General features: G+C 65.6%; 18 protein-coding genes. 10 read left to right on the top strand and 8 right to left on the bottom strand.

Features of this window, described 5'->3' with window-relative positions:
• Position 1: 1 nt before the first annotated feature.
• A complete protein-coding gene (locus LN047_RS19420) occupies positions 2-1192 on the top strand; it encodes an iron-containing alcohol dehydrogenase (protein WP_373979913.1) in 1191 nt (396 codons plus the stop codon).
• A 99-nt stretch (positions 1193-1291) separates the two neighbouring features.
• Here LN047_RS19420 and LN047_RS19415 read toward each other — a convergent pair whose 3' ends face one another.
• Positions 1292-1684, bottom strand: coding sequence for a Zn-ribbon domain-containing OB-fold protein (locus tag LN047_RS19415; protein ID WP_373979912.1), 393 nt, complete (start codon positions 1682-1684; stop codon positions 1292-1294).
• 14 nt (positions 1685-1698) lie between these two features.
• Positions 1699-2880, bottom strand: a complete 1182-nt coding sequence (locus LN047_RS19410; RefSeq protein WP_373979911.1) for a thiolase family protein — start codon at positions 2878-2880, stop codon at positions 1699-1701.
• Between the two features lie 123 nt (positions 2881-3003).
• On the opposite strand from LN047_RS19410, the gene LN047_RS19405 reads away from it, so the two are divergent.
• From LN047_RS19405 to pdxK, 9 genes are all read left to right on the top strand, one after another.
• Positions 3004-3825: an IclR family transcriptional regulator gene (locus LN047_RS19405; RefSeq protein WP_373979910.1), complete on the top strand. Its 822-nt coding sequence runs from the start codon at positions 3004-3006 to the stop codon at positions 3823-3825.
• Positions 3826-3862: 37 nt separating this feature from the next.
• Positions 3863-4612 (top strand): electron transfer flavoprotein subunit beta/FixA family protein, encoded by a 750-nt coding sequence (locus LN047_RS19400; RefSeq protein WP_056322273.1) that lies wholly within the window; start codon positions 3863-3865, stop codon positions 4610-4612.
• A 2-nt stretch (positions 4613-4614) separates the two neighbouring features.
• A complete protein-coding gene (locus LN047_RS19395) occupies positions 4615-5544 on the top strand; it encodes an electron transfer flavoprotein subunit alpha/FixB family protein (protein ID WP_373979909.1) in 930 nt (309 codons plus the stop codon).
• A 356-nt stretch (positions 5545-5900) separates the two neighbouring features.
• Positions 5901-6863 carry a Bug family tripartite tricarboxylate transporter substrate binding protein gene (locus LN047_RS19390; protein ID WP_373979908.1) on the top strand — a complete coding sequence of 321 codons (963 nt, stop codon included), beginning with the start codon at positions 5901-5903 and terminating at the stop codon, positions 6861-6863.
• A gap of 28 nt (positions 6864-6891) precedes the next feature.
• Entirely contained in the window at positions 6892-7536 is a 645-nt protein-coding gene (locus LN047_RS19385) for a glutathione S-transferase family protein (RefSeq protein ID WP_373979907.1), read from the top strand.
• 10 nt (positions 7537-7546) lie between these two features.
• A complete protein-coding gene (locus LN047_RS19380; RefSeq protein WP_056324545.1) occupies positions 7547-8329 on the top strand; it encodes an aldolase in 783 nt (260 codons plus the stop codon).
• Between the two features lie 78 nt (positions 8330-8407).
• Positions 8408-8962 carry a helix-turn-helix domain-containing protein gene (locus LN047_RS19375; protein WP_056323110.1) on the top strand — a complete coding sequence of 185 codons (555 nt, stop codon included), beginning with the start codon at positions 8408-8410 and terminating at the stop codon, positions 8960-8962.
• 50 nt (positions 8963-9012) lie between these two features.
• Positions 9013-9378: a cupin domain-containing protein gene (locus LN047_RS19370; RefSeq protein WP_056323113.1), complete on the top strand. Its 366-nt coding sequence runs from the start codon at positions 9013-9015 to the stop codon at positions 9376-9378.
• A gap of 41 nt (positions 9379-9419) precedes the next feature.
• Positions 9420-10283, top strand: coding sequence for a pyridoxine/pyridoxal/pyridoxamine kinase (pdxK, locus tag LN047_RS19365; protein WP_373979906.1), 864 nt, complete (start codon positions 9420-9422; stop codon positions 10281-10283).
• Between the two features lie 33 nt (positions 10284-10316).
• Here the strand turns inward: pdxK and cynS are convergent, their stop codons facing one another.
• The 6 genes from cynS to LN047_RS19335 all read right to left on the bottom strand — a co-directional run bounded on the left by cynS (position 10317) and on the right by LN047_RS19335 (position 15701).
• The gene (gene cynS, locus LN047_RS19360; RefSeq protein WP_105241620.1) at positions 10317-10760 is read right to left on the bottom strand and encodes a cyanase; all 444 of its coding nucleotides are present in this window, start codon (positions 10758-10760) and stop codon (positions 10317-10319) included.
• A gap of 9 nt (positions 10761-10769) precedes the next feature.
• The gene (locus tag LN047_RS19355; RefSeq protein ID WP_063954410.1) at positions 10770-11564 is read right to left on the bottom strand and encodes an ABC transporter ATP-binding protein; all 795 of its coding nucleotides are present in this window, start codon (positions 11562-11564) and stop codon (positions 10770-10772) included.
• A 5-nt stretch (positions 11565-11569) separates the two neighbouring features.
• A complete protein-coding gene (gene ntrB / locus LN047_RS19350) occupies positions 11570-12412 on the bottom strand; it encodes a nitrate ABC transporter permease (RefSeq protein WP_056323123.1) in 843 nt (280 codons plus the stop codon).
• A complete protein-coding gene (locus LN047_RS19345; RefSeq protein ID WP_063954406.1) occupies positions 12412-13773 on the bottom strand; it encodes a CmpA/NrtA family ABC transporter substrate-binding protein in 1362 nt (453 codons plus the stop codon). The genes ntrB and LN047_RS19345 overlap by 1 nt, the downstream gene beginning before the upstream one ends.
• Before the next feature lie 133 nt (positions 13774-13906).
• Positions 13907-14545, bottom strand: a complete 639-nt coding sequence (locus tag LN047_RS19340; RefSeq protein ID WP_062842204.1) for a response regulator transcription factor — start codon at positions 14543-14545, stop codon at positions 13907-13909.
• Positions 14546-14558: 13 nt separating this feature from the next.
• Positions 14559-15701 (bottom strand): PAS domain S-box protein, encoded by a 1143-nt coding sequence (locus LN047_RS19335; protein WP_373979905.1) that lies wholly within the window; start codon positions 15699-15701, stop codon positions 14559-14561.
• Positions 15702-15985: the final 284 nt, after the last annotated feature.

Here is a 15985-nt window from a genome sequence, read left to right as displayed (position 1 = left end):
CATGGAGAAGTTTTCTTCGATTGCTCCTGGAGTCCGGGTCCACGCGGGGGAGGACGCGCTGCGCCTGCTCCCCCGCGAGGTCGAACGGCTAGGCGCGCGACGCGCCTTTGTCGTTTGCGGCAACAGCGTGGCCACTCGCACGCCCTTGCTTGCCCGGATCCGGGACCTGCTCGGCGAGCGCTACGCCGGGGCCTATGCCGGCATGGGCAAGGATGCCCCGCTGGAAGACGTGGAGGAGGCGGTGCGGCAGGCCAGCGCGTGCCAAGCTGACCTGCTCATTGCTATCGGGGCGGGCAGCGTGCTCAAGGGAGCGCGTGTTATCGCGATGGCGCTGGGCGAGGGCGGAAATCTCGCCGCGCTTGCCACCCGGTATCCCAAGATCGGAGCGCCGGTCAGCCCCCGGCTGCGGCAGCCCAAGCCGTCGATCATCAATGTGCTTACCGCCGCGACCTCGGCCCAGAACCGGGCGGGAGCGGCACTGCGGCGCAGTCATGGCGGCCCGCGCCTGGAGTTCTTCGATCCCAAAACGCGGCCCGCAGCGATCTTCTGGGATGAGCAGGCCCTGGCGAGCGCGCCGCCATCGCTGGCGCTGTCCACCGGACTGGGCGTGTTCTGGCGCGCCCTGATGAACATCGGCGCGGTGCAACAGGCCAACCCGCTGGTCCAGGCCTCGCGGCTGCACGCCTATACCTTGTCGCGTTCGGCCTTGCCGCGCATGACGGATCCCCTGGACGCGCAGGCCCGCCTGGACATGTGCGCCGCCGCCTTGTTGCAGAACCGGGACGAGGACGATGGCGGCCAGCCATTCGATGCGCACTGGGTGGCGCGTTCCGTCTATGCCTTGGGCGCCGCGCTGTTCAATGCCGTGCCACATCTGGACCAGGGCTCGACCCATGTCGTGCTGACCGGTCCCGCGATCCGCCACTTCGCCGAGCTGTGCCCGGATGCGGTCAGGCAGATGGGACGGGCGCTGGGTGTGTCCGCGGCCGATACCGCCCGGCCCGACTGCGTGATCGAGGCGCTGCAAGGCTTGATGCGGGAGCTGGGCGTGCCCGACAGATTGGAGGGCGTGTCGGGGGCCAGCCGCGAGCAGGCGCTGGCATCGTCGTTTTTCAACTTCAACGCTGATCGCTCGCGCCAACTGAGCCAGCACGTGGAGCGCCTGAGCGCCATTCTGCGGGAATCGACCTGATCTCGGAATTTCTTCCGGGTCGATGAAGGCCCCTCAAGAAAACATGCCCGCCGCACGGTCAAACCTTGCGGCGGGCATGTGGCTTTTAAGGCTGCACCATTAGTTCAGCGTGAACTTCGGCACGCGGTAGCCATCGGGATGGTCGGCGTAGATCATCGTGACCAGCGCATCCAGCTTGATCTGCTCAAGTTCGGCGTGGTCCATGTACGACACCATGATGGGGCCTTCCTCGAGCTGCACGGCAACCACCAGATGGGGCGCGGGGTAGGCCGGCAGGTACTGGCGATGGAAGACCGTCCAGGCGATGATCCTGGCCTTGCCCGAGATCGGCGTCCATTCATATTCCATGCTCATGCTGACGGGGCACATCGGGCCCGGCGGATAGCGGAACGTGCCGGACTCGGTGCAGCGCTGCAACTTCATCTGGCCTTCGGCAATGCTCTCCCACATGGGGGCATCATAGGGAGAGTACAAGCGGGGCGATTTGCTCATGATCCGGACCTCCTTCACTGTCCATAAATAATGGACATTGCCTTGCCAGCCACGTCCGAAACATACTGCACGTAGCGGCAATCAGGCACTTGCCGCTTGCCCTCGTTGCCGCGAGCCTGGCGTACCGCTTCGATCTGGTGGTTCCAGCCTTGCATGTACGACTCCGAGATGTGGCCGCCGTGCGTATTGACGGGCAATTTGCCGCCCACGCCGATGCCGTTTTCGGCGATGAATTTGGCGGCTTCGCCGGGCTTGCAGAAGCCGAATCCTTCCAGCGCGAAAAAGATGTGCGGGCTGAAGCTGTCGTACACCAGCAGGGCGTCGATATCTTTGGGGCCGATGCCGGCGGCGGCATAGACCTGTTCGGCGGCGCCGCGTTGCGCCGGCAGATAGAAGTCCATCAGGCGCGGCCCGAGGCTGGTGGCGTTGTGGTTGAGGTCGCTGCGGCCCAGGCCGTGGATCGTCACCGCCTTGTCGTGGCCGAGGCGGCGGGCGCGGCTCGCTTCCATGATGATGAGGGCCACGCCGCCATCGTTGATGAGGCAGTAGTCGTTCATCCGCAGCGGTTCCGCGATGTACGGCGCGGCCAGGTAGTCTTCCAGGCTGAGCGGCTTGTTGCGCATGATCGCGTTCGGGTTCAGGCTGGCCCACTGGCGCTGGCCGACGGCCACCTGCCCGAGATCGCTGTCGCCGATGCCGTGCAATTGTTTGTAGCGCTGGAACATCAGCGCATACAGGGCGCCCTGCGAGGTCAGGCCCCAGGGGCTGTGATAGACGTAGGACAGGAAGGAACCGCCGCCCATCGCCTCAGGTCCCCCGTACTGGACAGCGGCCGAACGTTGGTCGTTGCCATAGACCAGCGCCACGACTTCCGCCATGCCGGACTTGATCGCCATGACGGCCTGGAACACGGCTTGCACGGCATCGGCCTGACCGCCCCAGCGGGGGTCGATGTTCAGGATCTCGCCCATGCGCTCATAGGCGGTGGTGGGGCCCACGATCAGGCCATCGACCTCATCGCGCGAGATGCCCGCGTCGTCCAGCGCGCGCTTGAACGCGAGGGCCGCGTAGCCGTAGGAATCGTGCGGCTTCTCGCCGTTGCGCACGCGCTTGTAGTCTCCCACCCAATCGGTGTGGCCTATGCCCGCCACTGCCGAGATGCCGGCGGTGCTGGTGTCCAAGGTATCGGTTGTCACCTGATAAATCTCCCTCAATGTGGACTATTTCTTTAAAACTTAATATCGTTCGTCCATTATCTAGGGGGTGGATAGGTTTTGACCACATCTAGAAGTCTACAAAGTGAGATTCAGGAGAGTGCCATGAATGCAAGGTTCGAGGATAATGCATTGACCGACGAAGGACGCACCGGCACGCAGATGATCCATCGCTGCGCGAAGCTGCTGACGCTGATCACCACGCGCAACCGCCTGGGAATGCGCCTTGTGGATCTGTACAAGGCGGCGGATCTGTCTCGCCCGACCGCGCACCGGATCTTGCAGGCGCTGGTGACCGAGCGCCTAGTGCGCCAGGACGCCCGCAGCAAGAAGTACTACCTGGGGTCGCTGGTCTATGAGATGGGCCTGGCGGCGGCGCCGCGATTCGATCTACGGGATGTATGCCGCCCGTATCTGCAGCGCGTGGCCGAAGCGACGGGCGACACCGTGTTCCTGACCATACGCTCCGGTTTCGATGGCGTCTGTGCGGCGCGCGCGGAAGGCGCGTATCCCGTCAAGGCGTTCGTGACCGACGTAGGCAGGCACCGCCCGCTGAATGTGGGCGGTGGCGCGGTTGCGTTGCTGAGCTGCCTGGACGATGACGAGATTGAGCGCATTTACCAGGCCAACAAGGATCGTCTCGGCCGGGACTATCCCCGGTTCAACACGGCGACCATGTGGGGCCATATCTCGCATGTGCGCAAGAAGGGGTACTTCATCAATGAGGTACTTGAAGTGCAGGAAATCCTGTCGATGGCCATGCCCATCTGCGACCAGCACGGCATGCCGGTAGGCGCGTTGAGTATTTCTGCCCTGCGCAAGCGTTTCGCGGGCAGCTTTCTGCGGGAAAAGGTCGAGATATTGACCAAGACGGTAAACGAGATCCAGGCTGCGCTGCAGTCGGAATGGAAGGAAGAGGCGGCGTAAGCCCGATCCGGCATTTCATGAGAGTAGGAGCTATTGCATGAAGGTGTTGGTACCTGTCAAGCGCGTCGTTGACTACAACGTCAAGGTGCGCGTCAAGTCTGATCAGACCGGCGTGGATATCGCCAACGTGAAGATGTCCATGAACCCCTTTGACGAGATCGCCGTCGAAGAAGCCACCCGCCTGAAGGAAAAGGGCGCGGTCGCTGAAGTCGTGGCGGTTTCTTGCGGCGTTGCGCAATGCCAGGAGACACTGCGTACCGCCATGGCCATCGGCGCCGATCGCGGCGTGCTGGTCCAGACCGATGCCGAACTGCAGCCGCTGGCTGTCGCCAAGCTGCTCAAGGCGCTGGTCGATAAGGAACAGCCCCAGCTCGTGATTCTGGGCAAGCAAGCCATCGACGACGACGCCAACCAGACGGGCCAGATGCTGGCCGCGCTGCTGGACTGGCCGCAAGCCACGTTCGCCAGCAAGGTCGAACTGGCCGACGGCAAGGTCACCGTGACGCGCGAAGTCGACGGCGGCCTGGAAACCCTGTCGCTCAAGCTGCCCGCCATCGTGACCACCGACCTGCGCCTGAACGAGCCGCGCTACGTCACGCTGCCGAACATCATGAAGGCCAAGAAAAAGCAGTTGGACACCGTCACGCCGCAAGACCTGGGCGTTGATCCGGCACCCCGCCTGAAGACGCTGAAGGTCAGCGAGCCGCCCGCCCGCAAGGCCGGCATCAAGGTTGCCGATGTCGCGGCGCTGGTGGACAAACTCAAGAATGAAGCGAAGGTGGTCTGATCATGACGACGCTGGTTATTGCCGAACACGATAACGCTCAACTCAAGGGCGCAACCCTGAACGCCATCGCCGCCGCCGCCAAGATCGGAGGCGACGTGCACGTGCTGGTCGCCGGCGCCAACGCGCGCGCCGTGGCCGACCAGGCCGCCCAGGCCGCCGGCGTGGCGAAGGTCCTGCTGGCCGATGCCCCGCATCTGGCAGATGGCCTGGCCGAAAACATTGCGGCGCAGGTGCTGGCCGTGGCCTCGAGCTACAGCCATATCCTGTTCCCGGCCACGGCCTCGGGCAAGAACGTGGCGCCGCGCGTCGCCGCCAAGCTCGACGTGGCGCAGATCTCCGACATCATCGGCGTCGAATCCGCCGATACGTTCCAGCGCCCGATCTACGCCGGCAACGCCATTGCCACCGTGCAATCGGCCGACGCCGTCAAGGTCATCACCGTGCGCACGACCGGCTTTGACGCGGTTGCCGCGCAAGGCGGTTCCGCCTCGGTCGAAGACGCTGCCGCTGTCGCCGACTCGGGCCTGTCCACGTTTGTGGGCCGCGAAGTCGCCAAGAGCGATCGTCCCGAACTGGCCGGCGCCCGCGTCGTGGTGTCGGGCGGCCGCGGTCTGGGCAGCGCCGAAAACTTCAAGATCCTGGATCCGCTGGCCGACAAGCTGGGCGCCGCGCTGGGCGCTTCGCGCGCCGCGGTCGACGCCGGCTACGCGCCGAACGACTGGCAGGTTGGCCAGACCGGCAAGATCGTCGCGCCGCAACTGTACGTGGCCGTCGGCATCTCGGGCGCCATCCAGCATCTGGCCGGCATGAAGGACTCGAAGGTCATCGTCGCGATCAACAAGGACGCCGAGGCGCCGATTTTTGGCGTGGCGGATTACGGCTTGGTGGGAGACCTGTTCCAGCTCGTGCCCGAGCTGGCTGGCAGCGTGTGATGATTGCGGTCATTTGGCCGGCACTGTGACGAGCAGGAAAACTGTCTCCTTTTGGCCGGTAGCAGCCACTGACCACAGGGGCATCGGAGCCCTCCATGCCCGAATCCGCGGGCTTAGACCGTTGCGCGAATTTAATCGCACCTATCGCGAAGTAGGCCTTTTGCAACTGCAGGCTCTCCGTTCGCACAGACCAAGAATCGCCCACGCATTGGCCGGCATTACCGGGCAAAGCCAACTGCCGAACGCCATTCCCCCCGCCCCAGGTTTCCCCTAATCAAATTCCCCTTGCGGAAAATCAATGCTCTATAGGACACTTTGTGTCATAGCGCCGCGACGGCGCATACAAGGGGAATGGCATGAAGGTCTTGGGCATGGTGGCAGCATTGGCAATGGCGGCGGGATTGGCGGGGCACGCGCAGGCGGCGTTTCCGGAGCGGCCGATTCGGCTGGTGGTGCCGTTTGGCGCCGGCGGCATCACGGATATCGTGGCGCGGCAGGTGGGCAAGGGAATGGGGGACGTGTTAGGGCAGGGGATCGTGATCGAGAACCGGCCCGGTGCGGGGGGCGTGATCGCGGCGCAGGTGGCGGCGACGGCGCCGGCCGATGGATACACGATATTCATGGGGACAGTGGGCACGCAGGTCGTGAACCCGTTGATCTACGCCAAGCTCAGCTATGACGCGGACAAGTTTGCGCCGGTGGGCATGGTGTCCGGGTCGCCCTATTTGCTGGCCGTGCGTTCGGGTTTGCCCGGCGCGTCGTTCGCCGAGTTCGTCAAGTATGCCAAGGCCAATCCCGCCAAGCTGAATTTCGGCTCGGCCGGCAACGCCAGTTCACCGCATCTGGGCCTGGAACTCTTGAAGCTGACTGCGGGCGTGGACATCGTGCATGTGCCGTTCAAGAGCGGCAGCGAGGCCGTGAATGCAGCGATTGGCGAGCAGGTGGATGTGGTGATGGACGCCAGTCCGGTCATCATGCCGCACGTCGCGTCGGGCAAGTTGCGGGCGCTGGCGGTGGCGTCGGACAAGCGGCTGCCGTCTGCGCCCGCGGTGCCGACCAGCGTCGAGGCGGGCGATGCTGGCCTGCAGATCAGTTCGTGGAATGCGTTCTTTGCACCCGCCGGCACGCCGCCGGACGTGGTGGCCGCGCTAAGTGCGGCATTGCAAAAGACGCTGGCCTTGCCCGACTTGAAGGAACGGCTGGCGGCGCAGGGCACGCAGCTCTACACGGGTACGCCCGAGGAATATCAGCGCTTTATCGGCGGCGAAAAGACCAAGTGGGCCGAGATCGTGAAGCGCGCCAATATCAAGATGGATTAGGAAACACGCATATGGAAAGGAGCTACGCATGAATACCGGGGCGTCCCACCCGCTGGCGGGCAAGCCGCTGGAACTGGCCGATACGCTGCGGTCGGGCAACGCGTGGAAGATCCGGCTGGCCTGCGGGCTGATGGGCCTGCCGGTCAAGCGGCGCACGTTCGACATCGTTCAGGGCGACCTGGAAACCGAGGCGTTTGCGCGCATCAATCCGTGGCGGCAGGTGCCCGCCCTATTGACGCCGGAGGGGCAGTGGCTGGCGGAGTCGCAGGCGATCCTGTGGTATCTGGGCATGGGCACGTCGTGGCTGCCCGAGGACCGGCTGGCGCAGGCGCAGGTGTCGAGCTGGCTGAGTTTTGAGCAGACCCAGCACATGCACGCGTTTGCGCAGCCGCGCCTCTTGATCCACCTGCGCCAGACCGCCAAGACGGACGATCCTGACATGGTGGCGTGGCGCTCGGCGGGCATGAAGGCCGCCGCGCTGATGGACGCTCACCTGGCAGGTCGCGAGTTTCTGGTGGGCGCCTCGCCCACCATCGCGGACATCGCGTTGTACCCCTACACGAGCATGGCGGGCGAGGGCGGTTACGACCTGTCCGGCTTTGCGAACATCACTGCCTGGCTGGCCCGCATGCGCGCCTTGCCGGGATTTACGCCGTTGATGGAAACGGCATGACGGAGACATGATGGCCGATACGATGCACCTGGGAAAGGACGAACTGATTGCTCGCGCGCAGGCCGAGATGCAGCGCCAGTTCGACACCCCGCAATGGACCTTGCGCGAGCGGCTGGCGCTGACCTGCCGCATCCTCTTTGACGGCGGGCATGATTCGGGCCTGGCGGGCCAGATCACGGCACGCGCCGACGCGCCCGACCGCTATTTCACGCAGCGTTTGGGATTGGGCTTCGACGAGATCACGGCCAGCAACCTGCTGCTGGTGGACGAAGACCTGCGCGTGCAGGAAGGCGGCGGCATGCCCAATCCGGCAAACCGCTTTCACTCGTGGATCTACCGCGCGCGGCCGGACGTGAACTGCATCATCCACACGCATCCGCTGCACGTGGCGTCGTTGTCGATGCTGGAGGTTCCGCTTGAGGTCTCGCACATGGACAACTGCCCGCTCTACGGCGACGTGGCGTTCCTGAAGGACTGGCCGGGCGTGCCGGTGGGCAACGAGGAAGGCGAAATCATTTCCAAGGCGCTGGGATCCAAGCGCGCCATCCTGTTGTCGCATCACGGCATGCTGATTGCGGCCGGGTCGGTGGAAGAAGCCTGCGTGCTGGCGCTGCAGTTCGAGCGCGCCGCGCGCATGCAGCTGCTGGCGATGGCCGCGGGCAAGATCCAGCCGATTCCGCCGGAACTGGGCCGCGAGGCGCACGACTGGATTCTGACGCCCAAGCGGTCGCAGGTGGGGTTCTCGTACTACGCGCGCCGCGCCCTGCGGGCGCATCCTGATGTGCTGAGCTAGGCGAAGCAGGGCGGGGCGGCTCGACGGCGGCGGGCTTTTGGGGCATTCTTGCCGGTTGTATTTGCGCATTCCCTGCCCATGATCGACCTGCCGCACCGCCTACGCACCCTGCGCCGCCAGCAAACCCTGTCCCTGGAACAGCTGGCGCAGCGCACGGGATTGACCAAAAGCTATCTCTCCAAGCTGGAGCGGGGCCTGAGCGAGCCGTCGATTTCTACCGTGCTGCGCCTGGCCGAGGCCTATGGCGTGGGCGTGTCCCAACTGGTCGGGGACGACGGCGCCGCGCAAGACGAAGTGGTCAGCGTGGTGCGCGTGGCCGACCGGGAGGCCCTGCAGCGGCGCGGCCTGGGCAGCGAGTACCATTACGAGTCGCTGGCGGGGCGGCGCAAGGTCAAGGCGATGGAGCCTTTCGTTGTGCATCCGCCGCGCGAATTTCCGGACGCCGCCGCGGTGTTTCCGCATCCGGGCGAGGAATTCCTGCTGGTGCTCAAAGGCGCCATCGAGGTCCACGTGGGCGAACGCCAGTTCCGCCTGGAAACCGGCGATTCCGTCTATTTCGACTCTGAATTGCCGCACCGCATGCGCACCGTCAGCCGGGCCATGGCCGAGGTGCTGGTGGTGGCGGCGCACTGAACGCTCGGGGCCGGCGCACTGACTCGCTATTGAAAGACACAGGATCAACAATGAAAAACGATCAATCGCGGCTTGTCCGCATCGATGCCGGCCCGATGAAGAACCCGGTGCCCGGCAAGCCGCGCCGCCCGATTTCGGGCGATGCCGCGTTTCGTACCGTGACCGCCTTTGAAGGCAACGCGGGCAAGGCCGAGGCCGGCGTGTGGGAAAGCACGGCGGGCTCGTTCCAGTCCAACACCACCGGCTACATCGAATTCGGCTATATCGTCGAAGGCGCCGCGCGTCTGGTGGACCCGGACGGCACGGTGCACGAGCTGACCGTGGGCGAAGCCTTTGTCATGCCCGAAGGCTATACGGGCCGCTGGGAAGTCGACCACTTCGTCAAGAAGATCTATTTCATCACCCGCATGGGCTGACCCGCTCGGCTATACCCCGTCCACACCCCGGAGCAATCCTCATGACCGCAATTCCCGCTGCCCCCACGCCGGGCGCAGCGCTGCCCGCCCGCACCGCGCAGGTGGATGTCGTCTCGATCCAGTCCCAGGTCGTCTACGGCTATGTCGGCAACAACGCCGCCATGCCGGTGTTCCGCAAGGCGGGACTGCGCGCGATTGCGCTGCCCACCGTCATCCTCAGCAATACGCCGCACTATCCCACGCTGCACGGCGGGGCGGTGCCGCTGGACTGGTTCGAGGGCTTGTTGCAAGGATTGAACGAACGTAGCGTGAGCCAGGTGGCGCGCGCGGTGGTCTGCGGATATCTGGGTCAGCCGGGGCAGGCCGGATTGCTGGCGCGATGGCTGTCGGCCGTGCGGGCCTCGCGGCCCGAGCTGCGGGTGTTCATCGACCCGGTGATGGGCGATCGCAATGACGGGCTCTACGTGGACGAGGGGCTGGTCGCGCAGTATCGCGATCTGCTGGTGCCGCTGGCCGAGGGCATGACGCCCAATCATTTTGAGCTGGAATTGCTGGTGGGCCGCGCGCTGTCGTCGGTCGATGAAGTGGTGACCGCCGCCCGCGAGTTGATCGCGCGCGGGACGCAGTGGATCGTCGCGACCAGCGCCGCGCCGATGACGGCGGCGCCCGGCACGTTGCAATTGGTGGTGGTCACGCGGGACGACGTCACGGTGGTGACCCATCCCGAGATCGCCATTCCGCCGTCGGTGCACGGCACGGGCGACGTGTTCATGGCGGGCGTGTCGTCGCGATTGCTGAACGGCCTGACGCTGGTTCAGGCGGTGCGCGAAGCGGCAGCCCAGGTCACGGTGACGCTGCAGCGCACCCGCGAACTGGGCTGGGAAGAACTGGCCGCCGAGGGCTAACCGCAGGCGGGGCCCGCCCCGCCTGGCGCGTCTTCAGTACGTCTTGTACGGCAGGAACTTGCCGCTCATCACGATCTGCACGCGGTCGCCCTTGGGGTCGGCCTCGCGCGACAGATCCATCTTGAAGTCGATGGCGCTCATGATGCCGTCGCCAAACTCTTCGTTGATCAGCGCCTTGAAGGTGGTGCCGTAGACGTTGATCAGTTCATAGAAGCGGTAGATCAGCGGGTCGGTGGGCACGGTGGTGGGCAGCGAGCCCTTGTAGGGCACGACCTGCAGTTGCACGACGGCGTCAGCGGGCAGGTCCAGCACGCGGGCGGCGGCCAGCGCCTGTTCCTCGGTCATGGTCATCTGGCCCAGCAGCGCGGCGGTGGTCCATTCCTTGCTCTGACCGACGGCTTCGGCGATGGCGCCCCACGAGAGCTTTTTTTCAAGCTTGCGGGTGACGACGAGTTCGGTGACTTCAGCGCGGGACATCATGGTGGTTCACTCCTTGTGGATGGCCTTGTCGACCAGGAAGTCGACGAGATGGTTTCGGATGTCGTAATAGCGGGGTTCGTGATGCAGGCTGGCGCGCGTGCGGTCGCGCGGCAGGTCCACGGTGACGGATTCGGCGATGCGGGCGTAGGGCCCCGCGCTCATGAGCAGGATGCGGTCCGACAGCAGGATGGCCTCGTCGACATCGTGCGTGATCATGAAGACGGTCTGGCGGGTTTCCTGGACGATGGCGCGCAGCTCGTCCTGGATGGCGCCGCGGGTCAGCGCGTCCAGCGCGCCAAAGGGTTCGTCCAGCAGCAGCATCTTGGGCTGGATTGCAAAGGCGCGGGCGATGCCCACGCGCTGCTTCATGCCGCCGGACAGTTCGCAGGGCTTCTTGCCGGCGGCGTGGCCCAGCCCGACCATGTCGAGGTAACGCTGGCTGTGCGCGCGCACCTGTTCGCGGCTGTAGGCGGGCCAGCGCGAACGCACGCCAAATTCCACATTTTGCAGCGCCGTCAGCCACGGCAAGAGCGCGTGCGCCTGAAAGACGACGCCGCGTTCCAGCGACGGCCCCGAGATCTGGCGGCCGTCCATGATGACGATGCCTTCGTTGCTGTCGTCGATGCCGGCCAGCACGTTCAGGATGGTGGTCTTGCCGCAGCCTGAGTGGCCGATGACGCAGACGAACTGGCCCTTGTCGATCTGGAAATCGATGTTCTCGAAAACGGGTGGCTGCGGACGGCCATCGCGCCCCGGGTAGCGCTTGCCCAGCCCTTGGACCTGCAGGAAAGATTGGCTCATGCGCGTTACTCCCGATAGCTCACCAGCCGCGCGGCGCGCGCCAGCAGGTTGTCCAGCAGCATGCCGATCAGGCCAATGAAGACGATGGCGCAGATGATGTTGGAGATGGACAGGTTGTTCCATTCGTTCCAGACGAAGTAGCCGATGCCCGTGCCGCCGATCAGCATTTCGGCGGCGACGATCACCAGCCACGCGATGCCGACCGAGATGCGCATGCCGGTCATGATGGTGGGCGCGGCGGCGGGCAGGATGACCTGCAGCGCGGTGCGCAGGCGCGACACTTCCAGCGTGCGCGCCACGTTCAGCCAGTCCTGCCGCACGGCGCCCACGCCGAACGCGGTGTTCACCAGCATGGGCCACAGCGAGCAGATGAAGATCACGAAGACGGCGGAGGTGTTGGCGTCCTTGATGGTGTAGAGCGCCAGCGGCATCCACGCCAAGGGCGAGATCGGCTTGAGCACCTGGATGAAGGGATCGAACGCGCGGTAAACCGTGCGGGACATGCCGATCAGGAATCCGAGCGGGATGGCCACCAGCGCGGCCAGGCCGAAGCCCGTCAGCACCCGCGCCACGGAGTAGCCCAGCTGGATGCCGATGCCCTTGTCGTTCGGTCCCCGGTCGTAGAAGGGATCCTTCAGGTGCTGCCACAGCTGCGCGCCGACTTCGGCGGGACCGGGGAACGGCGTCTTGGACCCGCTGGCCGCGGCATTGCCGACCAGCGCGGCGTAGGCCGGGTCCACCGTCGCTTCGCCCGCATCGGGACGGGTGGCGGCGTGCCAGAGCAGCAGGAATGCCAGGAACAGGGCGATGGACAGGAACGTGGCCCGCCAGTGTTGCACCGACCCCATCAGGTCCTCCGGATCTTGAAGCTGGCGAGGTAGGCCTCGGGCTGGCTGGGGTCGAAGGGCTTGCCCATGACGCTGAAGGTCTTGCCGGTTTCGGCGGGCGGGGTGAGGCCGGCTTCGCGCATCAGGCGCACGGCGTCGGTCGCCAGGAAGACGTCGCTTGCGACCTTCTGATAATCGACGTCGCCCTTGACCTGGCCCCAGCGCTTCATCTGCGTCAGGATCCACACGGCAAACGACTGCCAGGGCATGGGATCGAAGTCGATGCGGTTGGGATCGGTCAGCACCTTGCCCAGGCCGTCGGCGTAGGTGCCGGTCAGCACCTGCTCGACCACCGTGACCGGCTGGTTCAGGTAGTTGGGCGCGGCGATGGCGGTGGCGATTTCCTTGCGGTTGGCCGGATTGCGGGCGTAGGCGGTGGCCTCGATGATGGCTTTCAGCAGAGCCTGATAGGTGTTGGGCATGGTGGTGACGAACTCCTTGCTGGCGGAGAACGCGCAGCAGGGGTGGCCGTCCCAGATGGCCTTGGACAAGGTGTGGATGAAGCCCACGCCGTCATACACGGCGCGCTGGTTGACGGGGTCGGGCGCCAGGAAGCCGTCGATGTTGTCGGCGCGCAGGTTGGCCACCATTTCGGGCGGCGGCACGGAGCGGATCTGCACGTCGGTGTCGGGATCCAGGCCGTGTTCGGCCAGGTAGTAGCGCAACAGGTAGTTGTGCATGGAGTAGTCGAAGGGGACGGCGAACTTGAAGCCCTTCCAGTCCTTCGGGTCGCGGCGGTCCTTGTGCTTCATGGACAGCGTGATGGCCTGGCCGTTGATGTTCTCGACGGCGGGCATGGTCCACGGCACGGCGCGGCTGGCGCCGACGCCCATCGAGATGGCAAGCGGCATGGGGGACAGCATGTGGGCGGCGTCATACTCGCCGGACATGGCCTTGTCGCGGATGAGCGCCCAGCCGGCGGTCTTGACGACTTCGACGTCCAGGCCCTGTTTGCCGTAAAAGCCCATGGGGTGCGCCATGATGATGGGCGTGGCGCAGGTGATGGGGATGAAGCCGACCTTGAGCTTCTGTTTTTCCAGCGGGCCGGCGGTCTGCGCGAAGGCTTCCTTGGCGGCCGCCAACGGGAAGATCGACGCGATGGCGGCCATGGCGGTGCCGCTGCCGACGGCGCGCAGGAAGCGGCGGCGCAGTGCATCCTGCGGGAACAGGGCGCGCATGACGGCCTGTTCGACGGCGCTGCCAGCGGCATCGCCCTGCGAGATGGCCTGCGTGGCGCGCTCGTGTTCGGCCTGCGAGGCGTGGCGTCCGCAGCCGCATGCCAGGCGGCTGTTGGCGTCAAAGGGGTTGCTGAAAAGGGACATGGTGGCTCCTTCGGTCGGGAATGGAGCCATCATGGGGCTGGCCGGCGGCGGCCGGTATCGCCGGTTCAACGATACGCGTGTAGGGGGCTTACTACGTGGTGCGCGCGTTGCGCCGGGATAGTGCGGCAGGCGCTCAGATCGCACCCAACTGGTGCGTGTTGGCGTAGGCGACCAATTCCACCAGCGTGCGGACGTTGAGCTTTTCGAAGATGCGGCTGCGGTAGGTGGAGATGGTGTTGACGGACAGGGCAAGCTGTTCGCCAATGGCCGAGACGGAGCGGCCGGCCACCAGCAGCTGCAACACCTGGAATTCGCGGTTGGACAGCAATTCGTGGGGCGGGCGGGAGCTGTCCTGGCGCACGGTGTGGGCGAGCAGTTCGGCGACAGTGGGCGTGACGTACATCTTGCCGGCGGCGGCGTTGGTCAGGGCGGCAAGCAGTTCTTCGGGCTCGCAGCCCTTATTCAGATACGCATGGGCGCCGGCGCGCAGGGCGCGGACGGCGAACTGGGATTCGGGGTAGACGGAGAGCATGACGACGCCCAATCCCGGATGATCGGCGCGCACGCTTTTCAGTACATCCAGCCCGTCGCGCTCGCCAAGGGCGACGTCCAGGACGATGGCGTCGTAGTGGGCCTGGCGCAGGGCGCGCAGGGCGGCGGGGCCGTCGGCGGCTTCGTGGACAAGGGCGACGCGCGGATCTTCTTCAAGGATGCGGGCGAGGCCGCGGCGGATGATGAGGTGGTCGTCGACGATAAGCAGGTTCAGGGGCATGGCGCGGATTCCTTCAAGCGGCCAGCGGGTTCAGGCGCAGGCGGGCGCGCATGCCGGCGCCGGGGGCGCTGTCCAGTGCAAGGTCGCCGCCAATGGCGCGGGCACGCTCGCGCATGCCAAGGATGCCGAAGGTGTGGCGGTCTTCGGGCAGTTGCATGCCGACGCCGTCGTCTTCGACGGTGAGCACCAGGCCGTCGGCGCCCCAGACGGCGCTGACGCTGACGCTGCGGGCGCGGGCATGCCGCTGTACGTTGGTGAGCAGTTCCTGGACGATGCGGTAGATGGCGATTTCGGCGTTGCGGTCCAGGCGCAGGCTTTCGGTGTCGGGCGGGCAAAGATAGCGGCATTGCAGGCCGCTGCGGGTCTGCAGGTCCTGCAGCAGGGCTTCAAGGGCGGCCCAGAGGCCAAGGTGGTCGAGGACAACGGGGCGCAGGTCGTTGAGGATGCGGCGGGTGGCGCCCATGGCGGTCTGGGTGACTTCGAGCATGCGGTCAAGGTGCGCCTGGAGGGCGGGCGCGGCGCCGAGCTGGCGGCGCAGCCAGTTCAGGTCGAGCTGCAAGGCAGTAAATGAGGCGCCGAGATCGTCGTGGATGTTGCGGGCGATGTGGGCGCGTTCCTCTTCGCGCAGGGTGCTCAGGTGCGAGGACAGGCGGCGCAGGGATTCGTGGGCGGCGCTGAGTTCGGCGGTGCGTTCGCCGACGCGGCGTTCTAGCAAGGCCTGGGTGCTTTGGAGTTCGCGCTCGATCTGTTTGCGGGCGGTGATGTCTGAGAAAGTGACGACGGCGCCGACGACTTCCTGGTCGTTGCGGATGGGGTATGAGGCGTACTGGGCGTCAAAGCAGGTGCCGTCGCGGCGCCAGAGCACTTCGTCGTCGGCGCGTTCGCCACGGCCGTCGCGGAAGGCTTTGAAGATGCGGCAGTCGTGGACGGGCATCAGGGTGCGGTTGGCGTGGGAGTGGTGAATGAGGTAGTGCATGTTGCGGCCTACCAGTTCATCGGGGGTGTAGCCGAGCATGTCGGCACCGGCGCTGTTGATGAAGATGCAGCGGCCGCGCAGGTCGATGCCGTAGATGCCTTCGCCGGCGGATTCGAGCAGCATTTCAAGCTGGCGGCGCCAGGCGGCGTGGTGCGAGAGGTGCTTCAGGTCGGCGAACATGAATGGCTTTGCTTGTGCTTTATCTGTCCGGGGCTAGCGGCCCGGATCCCCTTGGTGCGCGGTGTTTTTGGGTGCGCTTTGGGGCGGAGTTTACGGGACGGGGTTGGAGTTTCGGGGGGATTGAGGGAAATCCCTTTGTTGGTTTTCTCTGGTGGTTCTTGCGGGGTCTGGAGCGGGTTTGGTGCGGGTTCTTGAGACGCCCGGCACGGCGGCGGCCTGGGTGCGCGGGGCTACGATTGCGGTCCGGAGCCTTCGCTCCGGACTTCCCCGTCGTCATCGTCGTT

Origin of the sequence: Achromobacter sp. JD417 (genome assembly GCF_041879325.1) — a bacterium.
In the GTDB taxonomy this organism is placed as follows: Bacteria; Pseudomonadota; Gammaproteobacteria; order Burkholderiales; family Burkholderiaceae_B; genus Achromobacter; species Achromobacter mucicolens.
Note: the sequence above shows the minus strand (reverse complement) of the source record. Positions and strands in the feature narration are given on the sequence as shown.

Excerpts from the sequence above, each read along its gene's own strand:
- LN047_RS19420 (WP_373979913.1), top strand. The coding sequence starts at position 2 with ATGGAGAAGTTTTCTTCGATTGCTCCTGGAGTCCGGGTCCACGCGGGG.
- LN047_RS19415 (WP_373979912.1), bottom strand. The coding sequence starts at position 1,684 with ATGAGCAAATCGCCCCGCTTGTACTCTCCCTATGATGCCCCCATGTGG.
- LN047_RS19405 (WP_373979910.1), top strand. The coding sequence starts at position 3,004 with ATGAATGCAAGGTTCGAGGATAATGCATTGACCGACGAAGGACGCACC.
- LN047_RS19400 (WP_056322273.1), top strand. The coding sequence starts at position 3,863 with ATGAAGGTGTTGGTACCTGTCAAGCGCGTCGTTGACTACAACGTCAAG.
- LN047_RS19395 (WP_373979909.1), top strand. The coding sequence starts at position 4,615 with ATGACGACGCTGGTTATTGCCGAACACGATAACGCTCAACTCAAGGGC.
- LN047_RS19390 (WP_373979908.1), top strand. The coding sequence starts at position 5,901 with ATGAAGGTCTTGGGCATGGTGGCAGCATTGGCAATGGCGGCGGGATTG.
- LN047_RS19385 (WP_373979907.1), top strand. The coding sequence starts at position 6,892 with ATGAATACCGGGGCGTCCCACCCGCTGGCGGGCAAGCCGCTGGAACTG.
- LN047_RS19380 (WP_056324545.1), top strand. The coding sequence starts at position 7,547 with ATGGCCGATACGATGCACCTGGGAAAGGACGAACTGATTGCTCGCGCG.
- LN047_RS19375 (WP_056323110.1), top strand. The coding sequence starts at position 8,408 with ATGATCGACCTGCCGCACCGCCTACGCACCCTGCGCCGCCAGCAAACC.
- LN047_RS19370 (WP_056323113.1), top strand. The coding sequence starts at position 9,013 with ATGAAAAACGATCAATCGCGGCTTGTCCGCATCGATGCCGGCCCGATG.
- pdxK (WP_373979906.1), top strand. The coding sequence starts at position 9,420 with ATGACCGCAATTCCCGCTGCCCCCACGCCGGGCGCAGCGCTGCCCGCC.
- cynS (WP_105241620.1), bottom strand. The coding sequence starts at position 10,760 with ATGTCCCGCGCTGAAGTCACCGAACTCGTCGTCACCCGCAAGCTTGAA.
- LN047_RS19355 (WP_063954410.1), bottom strand. The coding sequence starts at position 11,564 with ATGAGCCAATCTTTCCTGCAGGTCCAAGGGCTGGGCAAGCGCTACCCG.
- ntrB (WP_056323123.1), bottom strand. The coding sequence starts at position 12,412 with ATGGGGTCGGTGCAACACTGGCGGGCCACGTTCCTGTCCATCGCCCTG.
- LN047_RS19345 (WP_063954406.1), bottom strand. The coding sequence starts at position 13,773 with ATGTCCCTTTTCAGCAACCCCTTTGACGCCAACAGCCGCCTGGCATGC.
- LN047_RS19340 (WP_062842204.1), bottom strand. The coding sequence starts at position 14,545 with ATGCCCCTGAACCTGCTTATCGTCGACGACCACCTCATCATCCGCCGC.
- LN047_RS19335 (WP_373979905.1), bottom strand. The coding sequence starts at position 15,701 with ATGTTCGCCGACCTGAAGCACCTCTCGCACCACGCCGCCTGGCGCCGC.